Here is a 13684-nt window from a genome sequence, read left to right as displayed (position 1 = left end):
CGCGCCGATAACGGCGCGTTTTTGTTGCGCTAGCGAAGCGCAGTTTCAATGCTTTGAATGCATGCAGGCGAGTTGACCCAACAGTTCCTCGATCACACGCTTTTGCGATTCCCGATTCCCGATTCCCGATTCCCGATTCCCGAATCACTGCTCCGCTGCCACCGCCACGGCCACCGCATCGTCCTGCACCGCGTCCTGCACATCCTGCGCCAGCGTCGCCTTGACGATGATCGAGCGGATGGCGTCGGTAGCCTCCGACAGCGGCACATCGCTGCTCAGGCGCTGGAAGGTGTCGCGGCTGTTATAGCCGGAGCCGTCCTTCAGATAGTGCTCGTACATCGACAGCAGATCCTGGCAGGCGGTAATCAATGCCGCGATATTGCCGCGCACCAACGCGTGACCCACCTGGTCGAAGCTATGCAGGCAGTCGGCTAGCCAATGCAGGTCGTAGCGTGCCGTGCTGGGCTCGGGCGCATTGTGACCGCGGCTATAGGCGCTGTAGCGACGCAGGCTGCGTGCCACACGGGCGACATGGGCAAACAGCGTGCCGATCTCGTTGGCGATATCCAGGCGCTGCACCATGACCATCGGAATCACTTGCTCGGGTACCTCTGGGCGCTGCTGTTCTACGGCGTTTTGTTCATGCTGCTCCAGCGACTGCTTGAGCACGGTGTAGCTGCGCTGCAGCGATTCCAGCTCCAGCGTAGTAGCTGCGGCGCGTGCCTTGAGCTGCGACAGCGCCGCCTGATAGCGCGCAAGACTGTCCTGTGTACTGGCGTGCTGCCCGTACTCGGCATTGAGCTGGCGCCCACGCACGAACGCCAGACCCGTGGCGATGAGCGCCCAGAGTGCGAAGGCAGGCACCAGGTAGATCAGGATGCCCATGAGGATTCCTCGAAACGTTGCATACCTTGTCGGCTTGGCAACGATGTTCTTGAGGGCAATCGTGGACAGACAACCGGTTCATTGCCCCAATTGCCACCATCTGGCCGCGTCGGTTGTCAGCGCTACCACCTGGCGGGCGGCTGTCAGGCAGATGTGGAGGGCGCAACGCAACCGCGGTAGACGGAAGGGATATGCCCCTTCCGGGCACTGGCTGTGCCCGAGATCTGGTAACGCCGTCGTTTGTCAGCCGCTCTAAACGTAAACGCCTCCGATCAGGAGGCGTACGTCGTAGGTCGGCAAACAGGGGCGAGTGTCAGGACTGCGTGGATGTACCAGGCGACGCCCGTGTTGCCAGTGTCGTGGGAGGATTAGGCGGCAGCACTGGCGCGGACGCGGGGCGCAGCAGCAGGCGAGTGCCCAGCCGGCGCAGCAAGGTGTTCCCGGGCATTTCGACCAGTCGATACATGGCCCATGCCGCAGCGATCGTGATCGCAATGATGGGTACCGCCAGGACCGGCCTCGGTGGCACGCCATCCATAACCGCCAGCGCGGCATAGATGATCGGAATGTTCAGCAGGTACATCGAAAAGCTGCATTCGCCGCTTAGCATCATGAAGCGGTTGCCGAGCAGACGCTTGCTGAGGCCGGTATCGAAGGAGAACAGGAAGACAAAGATGCCGGAGAAACCTGCCGTTTCGAGCGTGAGATAGAGTTCGCGTTTGGAGCCCAAATCCACATCGATCACACCGAGGATCACCAGCGATATCAGTCCGATCACTGCTGCCTGCAGGATTGCGAGCGTGGTCATGTTGCCACTTGCACTCACGCGGCTGCGTATCAGCCCAGACACCACGCCTGCCAGAAAATAATGAATTTTCGATCCGACAAACGTACCGGGAAGTTCCTGTCGATAGGTGATAAGCACCATGATGGTGCCGAGCACCGCCACCATTAAAGCAACATTGTTCTTGTTGTGGAAAGCACGCAACGAGAACCAGATGCCGACGAAGATCACGTAGAACTGAACTTCCGGCGGAATGCTCCATAGCGCGGAGACATTGCCTGAAAACAAAAGGTGACGGAGCAGGTTGCTGTGGCTGATGGAATACACAAACTGCGGGTCGATCAGGTTGTAGATCAGGTACGAAGCCAGCACAACAGTGAGATATGCCGGTGCAATGCGCGAGAATCTCGAAATCGCATAACGGGCCACCGAGCCGTAACTGGCTTCTTTTTCGCCATAAAGAAACGCCATCAAAAATCCGCTCAAGGTAAAGAACACCATGACGCCCATCTCACCGGGATAAAGGTGGGTGTCGGCGAAGAATTTTTCTTCAGCCAGATGTGCGTAGACCACCAGCAAGGCGGCAAGGCCGCGAATACCGGTCAACGAATCGATGCGCTGTTCCTGCTGCATGAGGGGGGGCTCTCAGTGTGATCCATGCGAAAAAACCCCGCGCCTGAACTGGCGCGATGTTGCTGTGTGATGCGAAGTTGCCATGGTCAGAGCCTCCCCCCAGCATCTGACCAGCTGCAAGCCTAGCCTATCGGCGCATTGCGCGTCATCGCTTCATTTCAGCTCTGTATCAATCGTGACAGAAGTCACTATATGTGTCGAGCTGAACACCGGCGGCGCAGGGCGAAATTGGCAGCTGATCAATGAATGCAAGATCGCCCCGTGTCAGCCAGGGCGCTGCATGCACGACATGCAAGCTTCCATCAACGTGCGGAGTGAAGGGCGCCGAACGCTGCTAGCTTGGGAAGCCGTTCCGCACAGGAGACCGGAGCCGGGATATGCAGATGTGGCATGCAGGCTCGAGCGCTGGCGCCGCCACAGGGTGGCAGGCGCATTCGGTTTCTAACGCGTGCATTCGCCCAATCAGCACGCCGCACTCCCTTGGTCGTGCAATTTCAGATCAGAATTGCCGGTAAATCCAATCCTTTCTCACGCGCGCACTCGGTTGCGATCGCATACCCGGCATCGGCGTGGCGCATCACGCCGGTGGCGGGATCGTTCCAGAGCACGCGTTCGATGCGCTTGTCGGCTGCGTCGCTGCCGTCGCAGACGATGACCATGCCGGCGTGTTGCGAGAAGCCCATGCCAACGCCGCCGCCGTGGTGCAGCGAGACCCAGGTTGCGCCGCTGGCGGTATTGAGCAGCGCATTGAGCAACGGCCAGTCGGACACCGCATCGGAGCCGTCGGCCATGGCTTCGGTTTCGCGGTTCGGCGAGGCGACGCTGCCCGAATCCAGATGGTCGCGGCCGATCACCACCGGGGCTTTCAACTCACCGCTGCGCACCATCGCGTTGAAGGCCAGGCCGAGCCGGTGGCGGTCGCCCAGACCGACCCAGCAGATGCGCGCGGGAAGGCCCTGGAAAGCGATTTTTTCGGCGGCCATGTCCAGCCAGCGATGCAGATGCGCATCGTCAGGAATCAATTCCTTCACCTTGGCATCGGTCTTGGCGATGTCTTCCGGGTCGCCGCTGAGCGCGACCCAGCGGAACGGGCCGATACCGCGGCAGAACAGCGGGCGGATGTAGGCGGGCACGAAGCCGGGGAAGTCGAACGCGTCGGACACGCCTTGCTCCAGCGCCATCTGGCGCAGGTTATTGCCGTAGTCCACGGTGGGCACGCCGAGCGCGTGGAAGGTGAGCATGGCGCGGATGTGGTTGGCCATTGCCTCGCGTGCGGCGGCTTCTACTTCCTTGGGCGCGCTCTCGCGTTTTGCGTCCCACTCTTCCACGCTCCAGCCCTGCGGCAAATAGCCGTTGACCGGGTCGTGCGCGGAGGTCTGGTCGGTCAGCAGGTCTGGCTTGATCCCGCGTAGCAGCAGTTCGTCCAGCACGTCGGCGACATTGCCGAGCAGGCCGACCGACAGCGGCTTCTTCGCCGTGCAGGATTCCTCGATCAGGCGCAGCGCTTCGTCCAGCGAGTCGGTCCAGGTGTCCAGATAGCCGGTGCGCAGGCGCATGTCGATGCTGGAACGGCGGCACTCCACCGCCAGGCACGAGGCGCCGGCCATCACCGCGGCCAGCGGCTGCGCGCCACCCATGCCGCCAAGGCCGCCGGTGAACAGCCACTTGCCGGCCAGGCTGCCGCCGTAATGCTGGCGGCCCATCTCCACGAAGGTTTCGTAGGTGCCTTGCACGATGCCTTGCGCGCCGATGTAGATCCAGCTGCCGGCGGTCATCTGGCCATACATCGCCAGACCCTTTTTATCGAGTTCGTTGAAGTGGTCCCAGGTGGCCCAGCGCGGCACCAGATTGGAATTGGCGATCAGTACGCGCGGTGCGTCGACATGGGTGCGGAACACGCCGACCGGCTTGCCAGATTGCACCAGCAAGGTTTGGTCGTCGTCCAGCCGAGTGAGTGCGGCGACGATCGCATCGAAGGATTCCCAGTCGCGCGCGGCACGGCCGATGCCGCCATACACCACCAGTTCCTGCGGGCGCTCGGCTACATCCGGGTCCAGGTTGTTCATCAACATGCGCAGCGGCGCTTCGGTGAGCCAGCTCTTGGCGGTGAGCGTGGTGCCGGTGGCGGCGCGGATGACGCGGGTTGCATCGTGACGGGTCATGCCGGGTTCCTTGCAATCAACGGTTGGCCGCGTGCGGCGTGGTGTCGGATAAGGGCGCAGTGGCGAACTGCAGGCAGGCCAGCAGCACATGCCGCAGCACTGCGCGTAACGCGGCGGCGTGCACCGGCTGCCACGGCGTAGGCCAGTTGTCGGGGGTGATGGTGTCCGGCTCGCGCATGTAGCCGCGGCAGGCCAGTTCCATCTGCAGGGTGTGCACGCCCTGGTCGGGTTGCGCGTAGTGGCGGGTGATCCAGCCGCCCTTGAAGCGCCCGTTGCGCACGGTGCTGGAGCCACTGCTGCGGCACAGCTGTTCGACGGCGTCGGCCAGGGCCGGATCGCAGCTGCGATCGTCGTTGCTGCCGATGTTGAACTGCGGCAACTCACCGTCGAACAGGTGCGGGATGAAAGAGCGGATCGAATGCGCGTCGTACACCACGATGGTTGCGTGTTGCTGACGCAGGCGCGCAATCTCGGCGGCGAGTGCGGCGTGATACGGGTCGAACCAGTGCGTGCGGCGCAGATCGATCTGCGCCTGATCCGGCGCCTGCCCATCGGCATACAGCGGCTGATTGTCGAAGGTGGTCAACGGACACAGGCCGGTGGTGTTCTGGCCCGGATACAGCGAAACGCCGCTCGGGTCGCGGTTGACGTCGACGACCGAGCGCGAGATGGCGGTGCGCACCGTGGTGGCACCCAGCGACTGTGCGAAGTCGTAGACCTGGTGCACCCACCAATCGGCGTCGCGGCGCGCCAGCCACGGCGACACGAACTGGTCGGCCACCGTGTCGGGCAGCTCGGTGCCAGTGTGCGGGAAGCTGACAAGCAACGGTGCGTCGCCGCGATGCACTTCCAACCAATCGGGCAGGGTGTTCATCGCTGCGCTCCTTTCGCGCGCGTAGCAGCGAGCAAGCTATGCCAGCGATACGCATAAAGATCGTCATGGTGCTGAGTGAACGACGCAGCCGTCTCGCGTGCATATGCCGCGCTACCAGCCCATGCACCGCGCGGCGTCATGGCGCTGCGCAGGGGATGTGCAACCCGCCGCGTCATGCGTCCTGCTCCACACCCGGCAGTGCGATCGCCACTGCGTTGGCCAAGGCGCCTGACCGTACCAGCGCGCTTGCAGCGAGCATGTCGGGATGGAAGTAGCGGTCGTCCTGTAGCGTTGCGACCTGCGCACGCAACAGCGCGCGTGCCGCTTCCAGCGCAGTGCTGGAGCGCAGCGGTGCATGGAAATCGCAGCCTTGCACGGCTGCCAACAACTCGATGCCGATCACGTGCGCGGCATTTTCTGCCATGGCCAGCAGACGTCGCGCGCCGTGCGCCGCCATCGACACATGATCTTCCTGATTGGCCGAGGTCGGAATCGAATCGACGCTGGCCGGATACGCGCGCTGCTTGTTTTCCGATACCAACGCCGCAGCGGTGACCTGCGGAATCATGAAGCCGGAATTGAGGCCCGGGCGAGGTGTGAGAAACGCTGGCAGACCAGACAGTGCCGGGTCGACCAGCATCGCGGTGCGGCGTTCGCTGATCGAGCCGATTTCGCACACCGCCATCGCCAGCATGTCGGCAGCAAACGCTACCGGCTCAGCGTGGAAATTGCCGCCAGACAAGGCCTCGCCGGTATCGCTGAAGACCAACGGATTATCGGTGACGCCATTGGCTTCGATGTCCAGCGTGCGCGCGGCCTGCCGCATGATGTCCAGCGCCGCGCCCATCACCTGCGGTTGGCAACGCAGGCAATACGGATCCTGTATGCGCACATCGCCGAGGCGATGCGACTCGCGAATCGCCGAGTTGGCCATCAACGCCCGCAGCGCCGCAGCGGTTGCAATCTGCCCCGGTTGCCCGCGCAGCGCATGGATGCGGGCATCGAACGGCGTATCCGAGCCTTTTGCCGCTTCCACCGACAGCGCGCCGGTCACCAGGGCGGCCTGCAATACGGTTTCGATCTCGAACAAGCCGGCCAGCGCGCAGGCAGTGGAAAATTGCGTGCCATTGAGCAGCGCCAACCCTTCTTTTGCGCCGAGCACGCGTGGCTGCAACTGCGCATGCGCGAGCGCGTCCGCGGCTGGCAGGCGCTTGTCGCCGACGAAGGCTTCGCCAACGCCGATCATCACCGCGGCCAGATGCGACAGCGGTGCCAGATCGCCGGAGGCGCCGACCGATCCCTGGCACGGCACCACCGGCGTGATGCCCGCACGCAGCATCGCTTCCAGCAACGCCAGCGTGCCCGGTTGCACGCCGGAAGCGCCCTGGGCAAGGCTGGTGAGCTTGAGCGCCATCATCAGCCGCACCACCGGCACCGGCGTGGGCTCGCCGACGCCGGCCGCATGCGACAACACGATATTGCGCTGCAGGGTTTGCAGGTCTTCGCGCTCGATGCGCACGCTGGCCAGCTTGCCGAAGCCGGTGTTGACCCCATAGACCGGCTCGCCGCGCGCGACGATCGCCTCCACCGTCTGCGCGCTGCGCAGCACTGCGGCCGCACAGGCAGCGTCCAGCGCCACATCGGCGCCGCGATACAGCGCACGCCATTGCGCCAGCGTTACCTGGCCGGGTTGCAAGACAACAGAAGCACTCATGACAACTCCAGAGTCGATCAGGTCGAATGCCCGCGCCAGATGCGGGCATGAAGAGGGTTGAAGCCCATGCGATAGACCAGGTCGGCCGGCGCGTCGATGTCCCAGATCGCCAGGTCGCAGTCCATGCCGGCGCGCAGCCGGCCAAGTCGCGCACTGCGGCCCAGCGCACGCGCCGCTTCGCGGGTGAATCCGGCGATGCATTCGTCCACCGTCATGCGGAACAACGTGGCCGCCATGTTCATCGCCAGCAACGGGCTGGTCAGCGGTGAAGTACCTGGGTTGCAATCGGTGGCCAACGCCAGCGGCACACCGGCCGCGCGCAGCGCATCGATCGGCGGCAGCTGGGTATCGCGGGTGAAATAAAACGCGCCGGGCAGCAACACCGCCACGGTGCCGGCGCTGGCCATCGCATCGACGCCGGCCTGGTCCAGGTACTCGATATGGTCGGCCGACAACGCACCATGGCGCGCCGCCAGTGCCGCGCCGTGCTGGTTGCTCAATTGCTCGGCATGGATCTTGACGCGCAAGCCCTGTGCCTGCGCGGCGACGAACACCTGTTCGGCCTGCGCCGGCGAAAACGCCAGGTGTTCGCAGAAGACGTCCACCGCTTCGGCAAGCCCCTGCGATGCAATTGCCGGAATCATCTGCGTGCAGACCGCATCGATGTACTGCTGCGCATCGCTCCCCGGAGGGACCGCATGCGCGCCGAGAAAGGTCGGCACCACTTCCACCTGACGCAGGGTTGCGAGCTGGCGCGCCACGCGCAGTTGCTTGGTTTCGTCCTCCAGCGTGAGCCCGTAGCCGGATTTGATTTCCAGCGTGGTCACGCCCTCGGCGAGCATGGCATCCAGGCGCGGCAGGCTGGCGGCGAGCAACGCGGCATCGTCTGCGGCGCGGGTGGCGCGCACGGTCGCCACGATGCCGCCACCGGCCGCGGCGATGTGCGCATAGCTGGCGCCGCGCAGGCGTTGTTCGAATTCGTTGGCGCGATTGCCCGCATACACCAGATGGGTGTGGCAATCGATCAGGCCCGGGCTGATCCAGCGCCGCTGGCAATCATATGTAAGGTCGGCTTCGAACGTCGGTGCCTGCGCTGCCGGGCCGGCATACACGATGCGGCCGTCCCGACAGGCGATCATGCCATCGGTCACGATGCCCAGCCCGCCGTCGGCGGCGTCCAGGGTCATCAGCTGCGCGTTGTGCCAGAGAACGTCGCAATGCATGGCGCAGGCTCGTGGTGTCTGATATGTATATACAATAGATTCGTCAATCGAGGGTGTCCAGTGGCAGATCAACCGGTACAAGCGTTGTGGGCAGCGCGGGCCCTGTTGCCGAGTGGCTGGGCGGACGGTGTGCGGATCACGCTGGAGCAGGGGCGCATCGCCACCGTGCAGACCGATGCGGCCGCCGCCGCCACCGATACGCGTGCCGAGGTGCTGGTGCCTGGCCTGGGCAACCTGCACAGCCATGCGTTTCAGCGCGGTATGGCCGGCCTGACCGAAGTGGGCGGACGCAGCGGCGACAGTTTCTGGAGCTGGCGCGAGCTGATGTACCGCTTCGTCGACCGGCTGGACCCGGACAGCCTGCAGGCAATCGCCGAGCAGGCGTATGTGGAAATGCTGGAGAGCGGCTTCACCCGCGTTGGCGAATTTCATTATCTGCACCACACCGTCAGCGGTGTGCCGTACGCGCATGCCGGTGAGATGTCCGAGCGCATCGCCGCTGCGGCCGCCAGTACCGGCATCGGGTTGACCTTGTTGCCGGTGTTCTACGCGCACTCGGATTTCGGCGGGGCTGCACCGAGCGCCGCGCAAAAGCGCCTGATCCACGACATCGATGGGTTTGCGCGCCTGCTCGAGGACTGCAGGCACAGTCTCAAGACGTTGCCGGATGCCGTGCTCGGGCTGGCGCCGCACAGTTTGCGCGCGGTCACGCCGCAGCAACTGGCGGCGCTGGTGCCGCTCACCGATGGCCCCATCCATATCCATATCGCCGAGCAGCAGCGCGAAGTCGACGCCTGCCTGGCCTGGTCGGGCCAGCGTCCGGTGCAATGGCTGCTAGCCAACGCACCGGTGGCGGCGCGCTGGTGTCTGGTGCACGCCACGCATGTAGATGCCAGCGAGCTGCGGGCGATTGCCGACAGTGGCGCGGTGGTCGGGTTGTGCCCGATCACCGAAGCCAATCTGGGCGACGGGCTGTTCCCGATGCAGGCATTCGCTGCGGCTGGCGGGCGCTTTGGCGTGGGTTCGGATTCGAACGTGCTGATCGATGCGGCCGAAGAACTGCGCCTGCTCGAATACGGCCAGCGGCTGCGCCTGCAGGCGCGCAATGTGCTGGCGCCTGCCGACGTTTCGAGCGGGCGCTGGTTGTACGAAAGGGCGGGCGACGGCGCGGCGCAGGCGCTGGGTGTCGCGCAGCACGGAATCCGGGTCGGCGCCGTAGCCGATCTGGTGGAACTGGATACCAACCATCCGGCCTTGCTCGCACGCAGCGACAACGCAGTGCTGGACAGTTGGCTGTTTGCCGCACGCGCCACTGCCGTGCGGCACGTCTGGCGTGGCGGGCGCCATGTGGTGTGCGATGGGCAGCATGTCGATCGCGCACGCATTGCCTCGCGTTTTGCCGGAGTCTTGCGAACAGTGCTCGGCAATTGAGCCGATGCGCGCACAATGCAGGTCTGACCGGAGACCGCAGCTTTGACCGCTACCCCCATCGCCGCGCCCGGTACCTTGCATCACCGCATCCGGCAGGATATCGAGCAACGGATTCATAGCGGCGACTGGCCGCCCGGCCATCGCATCCCGCCCGAACACGAGTTGATGACGCAGTACGGCTGCTCGCGCATGACCGTCAACAAAGTGCTCGGCCTGCTCGCCGATGCCGGCATGATCGAGCGCCGCCGCCGCACTGGCTCGTTCGTCGCCCGGCCGCATCCGCATCTGGAGCAGGTGGCGCTCTCGATCCCGGATATCGAAGTGGAAATGACCACACGCGGTCATCTCTACACGTTTTCGCTGTTATCGCGCCGGCTGCGCAACGTGCGCCAGCGCGTGCCGCAGGAGCGCGCGTTGGGCAGCACCGGCAAGCTGCTGGCGCTCGATAGCGTGCATCTGGCAGACGGCAGCCCGTTCGCGTTGGAGCAGCGCGTGATCGATGTGACCACCGTGCCCGATGCGTTGGCGCAGACGTTCACCGATGTGGCGCCCGGGAGCTGGCTATTGCGCAACGTGCCGTGGACGCGCGCCGAGCACCGCATCAGTGCGGTCAGCGTCGACGCAGCGCAAGCCAAGTGCCTGCAGGTCAACGAAGGTGCGGCGTGCCTGGTGATCGACCGCCACACCTGGCGTGGAGATCAACCAGTGACCTACGTTCGCCAGTTGTTTCTGGGTGGCTCGTACGATCTGGTGGCGCGGTTCGCGCCCGGAATGCGCTGAGCGCTGGCGCTGGAACGCTTGAGTTAGACGTCGGTAACGGTGCTGTTGCTGATGGTGGCGAGATCGATAGCGACGTGTAGCAGGCATGGTTACCAGCGCTTATCGGCGGCTGCCATCACGCTGCAGATCGGACGCGAAATACCGCGCGTCGTCGGCCGGGGAATCCGTGTATCGCACCATCGGGCTTCTGCAAGATCGTGACTGCGATGGCTGCATACAGTCGGCCGGTACCTCTGCTTCAGGACACCGCAGACTTGCGGCTCATCGTGCGTACGACTGCTGTTTCGGCTTGATCGGCTTACAGCGGATCGTGACTTCAATGGCTGCAGGTAGTCAGCCGGCACATCTGCGGCACGACATCGCGAGCTTGCAGCTGATCGTGCTTAGGGCTGCACGAGCTTGCAGTTGATCGTGAACACGATTGTCGTCTCGACCCAGTCGAGCCCACAGCAAACCGCCATGTGCAGTCGCGCGACGCAGTTCGCTCGTCGTCACCCACCATCAGGCGCAACGCATCAGATCGTGGTGCATTGCCGCCAGCGCACCGGCTCGTCCACCCCCGGGCGGGGATTGAGCTGCACGCGGACCGTGCGCAGGTAGGGGTAGCGCTCAAGCTCTTTGCAGATCAATGGCCACGCCGCGCTGTCTTCCACAGTGCGATCCACCGCCAGCGTTGCCTGGGTGATCCAGATGCCACGCACCAAGCCCGGTGTTTGCGCCAAGGTTTTGGACACCTCGCGTCGATAGCCTTGCAGCGTTGCGTCGTCCGGCTCTGCCGTATTTGCGGGTGGCGGGGTGATCGACGTCGTCGACGCTGCAGTGGGCGAGGCGTCCACTGGCGACGTGGTCGCGGGTGGCGTACGCGGTGCTGCAGCAGTTCCTGCACGCGGAGCAGCAACGGTCTGCGCCGGTGCCGGTGCCGGCTCGGGCGGGCGCAACGCGAGCACCGCGACCAGCGCCAGTGTGGCCAGTGCCGCGCCGGCAATGATGCTGTGGCGGATCGCCCGTCGCCGTGCCGTGTTCACCACGCCGGTTTCCACATCGCCGGGCAGATACGGCTTGAGCAAGGGCCATAGCCGCGTGCCATCCAGGACTTCGATGGACTGTTTTTCTGCGGCCGCCAAGCCTTCGCGCTCCATGCGGCCCTCGGTCACCATCATGCCGCCGCCCGCACCGGCCAGCCGTGCCATCGCCCCCAGCTCGTTGACCGCCGCCACGCCGATGCGATAGCCGCGGCCATGCTTGCAGGCCACCAGGCGGGTGCCTTGATCGGTCTGCATCATGAAGTCGGCGGTTGGCAGGCCGTCCTGCGGCAGCTGGGTTGGTTGCCAGCCGCGCTGGTCCTGCAGAACCCGTAGCACCACGGCAGAAAAATCGCGCCAATGCATGGCCGCTAGGGCGCGTATGCCAGCGTCGGTTTCGTTGGCGCGGCGTCGCACCAGCCAGAAGTAAGCGGACACCGCAAGCCAGAGCAGCAGTGCAGCCAGGAGCGCCAAGATCCAGGAAGGCATAAGCATCAAGCGAAGGTATGGCGCGTATAACGAATCGGTACGCCTAGAAGAATCCTTCGCGCAGGTTTCGTCAATGGATCGCAGGCGGGGATGTCGCGAGGCGTGACCCAGACAACGAAAGACCCGCCAGTCCGAAGCCGTGAGGGGAGGGGAGCAAACGGACTTCGTGGTACAGGACTGGCGGGTCCATCCCGATTGTCTGAAAAATAATGTTGCTTTGCAACATCGGGCCGGGATGTGGCGATTGACCAACCAATCGCGTGCAAGCGTGTCTAACGTCGTCGAACTGACACTGCTCGCACAACATCGTGTGCAATGGGGCAGCCCGTTTTTGAGCCAGTCAACGTCCGCCCCAAGAACGCGTGAAGACGTCTCAGTGGCGCTAACGGCCCACAGACGATCCACATTTCAAGGTCTGCACGGGCAACCCACGTGCAGACCCGATTGCGACCGGAATACATCCGCCGCTGGGACGCGTCAGATTTCGCTACCACCCGCGGTGGTCAGGCTTATTCCCCGTCGAACGCAGCAGGATTGCCGGTCGCTGACGTGTGACCTGTCGATGCGCCTGTACCGCTCGCGTCGCTGCTGGCGGCTTGCGCTGCCTGATTGGCGGTGCGGTTGGCCCGCTTGGCGGCGGCGGTGTTGGCCCGTACCTGTGCCTTCAACGATTCGACTTCGCGACGCAGGTTTTCCAGTTCGTCCTGCTCGGGAATGTTGAGCGTGCGCAGCACGCCTTTGACGCGGTCGTCGAACGCCTTGCCCAGCTTGTCCCAGCCGCGTACGGCGGTATCGCGGGCTTGCTCGAACTGGGTTTCCACTTCCTCGCGCAGCTCGTCCACGCTGTCGGCGGCCTTGCGCTGCCCGGTGCGCTCATAGGCGGCGCCTTCGCGCACCAGCGAGTCGAACAACTTGCCGCCCTCGCTCTGCACGCGGCCCAGGGCGCCGAGTCCGGCTAGCCACACGGTCTGCGCCGACTCGCCAAGCCGCCGCGAAATCTGCTCTGCCTGGGCCTGGAAGCCCGACGCGGTGGTGTCGCGGTTACCGTTCTGATCGTATCCGGTCGTCATGCGATGCTCCTGTCGATTGCCAAAGTGACGTTACGTTCACCCTAGTGCCGGCCCTGCATCGGGCAGGTGAAGCGACGCCCGACCGGCCTGGCCCAAGCATCCGCCCATCGCGTGCGGGGCGGGTGACTTGGCGCTGAAGCAGCAACGGCGCCCGCGCTCGCTCAGGCGAGCTTTTCAGAGAGCAGGCGACGGATTTCCGATTCCACCATCGGCTGCACGGCCGACAGCAGGAAGCCAAGCTCGGCCGTCACATGCACCTGCTGCGGCAGCAGCGCGATTGCGCCATCCACGCCGGCGCGGGAGATGCGCAAGGTGTCGCCTTCCCAGTGCGAGGCAACTCCGTAGCGATCGGTCAGCTTGCGCGCCGCCTCGTCGATCGCCGCGCGGGCCTGTGCCGGCGGCAGGGAATGGTCGTGGCGGATATCGATGCTGGACATGAGCTGCCTGGGTAAGACGATAAGGAGTCGCGCATTGTGCGCATGCGCGCGCCTGGCTCCAAGTGCGGCGGTGCGCAACGAAGCCGCACTGGCGAGCAGAGCGACTGCACGGCGACGCACGGTGAGCGGCGATGCCTGCACCTCGAACGCTTGGGCATGGGATCTCTATAAGCCGGGCAC

11 protein-coding genes are annotated in these 13684 nt (G+C 64.5%); 2 read left to right on the top strand and 9 right to left on the bottom strand.

Annotation, left to right across the window (positions count from 1 at the left end):
• Positions 1–144: 144 nt before the first annotated feature.
• The 6 genes from ASF90_RS00905 to hutI form a co-directional block, all read right to left on the bottom strand.
• Positions 145–885 carry a hypothetical protein gene (locus ASF90_RS00905; RefSeq protein ID WP_055844626.1) on the bottom strand — a complete coding sequence of 247 codons (741 nt, stop codon included), beginning with the start codon at positions 883–885 and terminating at the stop codon, positions 145–147.
• A gap of 313 nt (positions 886–1198) precedes the next feature.
• Entirely contained in the window at positions 1199–2302 is a 1104-nt protein-coding gene (locus ASF90_RS00900; RefSeq protein WP_055844623.1) for an acyltransferase, read from the bottom strand.
• Positions 2303–2796: 494 nt separating this feature from the next.
• Positions 2797–4464, bottom strand: coding sequence for a urocanate hydratase (hutU, locus tag ASF90_RS00895; RefSeq protein WP_055844619.1), 1668 nt, complete (start codon positions 4462–4464; stop codon positions 2797–2799).
• 16 nt (positions 4465–4480) lie between these two features.
• Entirely contained in the window at positions 4481–5338 is an 858-nt protein-coding gene (gene hutG / locus ASF90_RS00890) for an N-formylglutamate deformylase (RefSeq protein WP_055844616.1), read from the bottom strand.
• Between the two features lie 172 nt (positions 5339–5510).
• Positions 5511–7052: a histidine ammonia-lyase gene (gene hutH, locus ASF90_RS00885; protein WP_055844614.1), complete on the bottom strand. Its 1542-nt coding sequence runs from the start codon at positions 7050–7052 to the stop codon at positions 5511–5513.
• A 17-nt stretch (positions 7053–7069) separates the two neighbouring features.
• Complete coding sequence (gene hutI, locus ASF90_RS00880; RefSeq protein WP_055844611.1) at positions 7070–8275, bottom strand: imidazolonepropionase; 1206 nt, start codon at positions 8273–8275, stop codon at positions 7070–7072.
• A 60-nt stretch (positions 8276–8335) separates the two neighbouring features.
• Between hutI and ASF90_RS00875 the strand changes: the two genes are divergently transcribed.
• Both ASF90_RS00875 and hutC read left to right on the top strand, forming a co-directional pair.
• Positions 8336–9706 (top strand): formimidoylglutamate deiminase, encoded by a 1371-nt coding sequence (locus ASF90_RS00875; protein WP_055844607.1) that lies wholly within the window; start codon positions 8336–8338, stop codon positions 9704–9706.
• 42 nt (positions 9707–9748) lie between these two features.
• Positions 9749–10486 carry a histidine utilization repressor gene (gene hutC / locus ASF90_RS00870; RefSeq protein ID WP_055844604.1) on the top strand — a complete coding sequence of 246 codons (738 nt, stop codon included), beginning with the start codon at positions 9749–9751 and terminating at the stop codon, positions 10484–10486.
• Between the two features lie 515 nt (positions 10487–11001).
• Here hutC and ASF90_RS00865 read toward each other — a convergent pair.
• From ASF90_RS00865 to ASF90_RS00855, 3 genes are all read right to left on the bottom strand, one after another.
• Positions 11002–12003, bottom strand: coding sequence for a restriction endonuclease (locus ASF90_RS00865; protein ID WP_055844601.1), 1002 nt, complete (start codon positions 12001–12003; stop codon positions 11002–11004).
• A gap of 503 nt (positions 12004–12506) precedes the next feature.
• Positions 12507–13067 (bottom strand): phasin family protein, encoded by a 561-nt coding sequence (locus ASF90_RS00860; protein WP_055844598.1) that lies wholly within the window; start codon positions 13065–13067, stop codon positions 12507–12509.
• A 161-nt stretch (positions 13068–13228) separates the two neighbouring features.
• Positions 13229–13504: a polyhydroxyalkanoic acid system family protein gene (locus ASF90_RS00855; RefSeq protein WP_055844595.1), complete on the bottom strand. Its 276-nt coding sequence runs from the start codon at positions 13502–13504 to the stop codon at positions 13229–13231.
• Positions 13505–13684: the final 180 nt, after the last annotated feature.

The organism is Xanthomonas sp. Leaf148 (genome assembly GCF_001423585.1).
Taxonomy (GTDB): domain Bacteria; phylum Pseudomonadota; class Gammaproteobacteria; order Xanthomonadales; family Xanthomonadaceae; genus Xanthomonas.
This window is presented reverse-complemented; position numbering and strand designations above follow the sequence as displayed.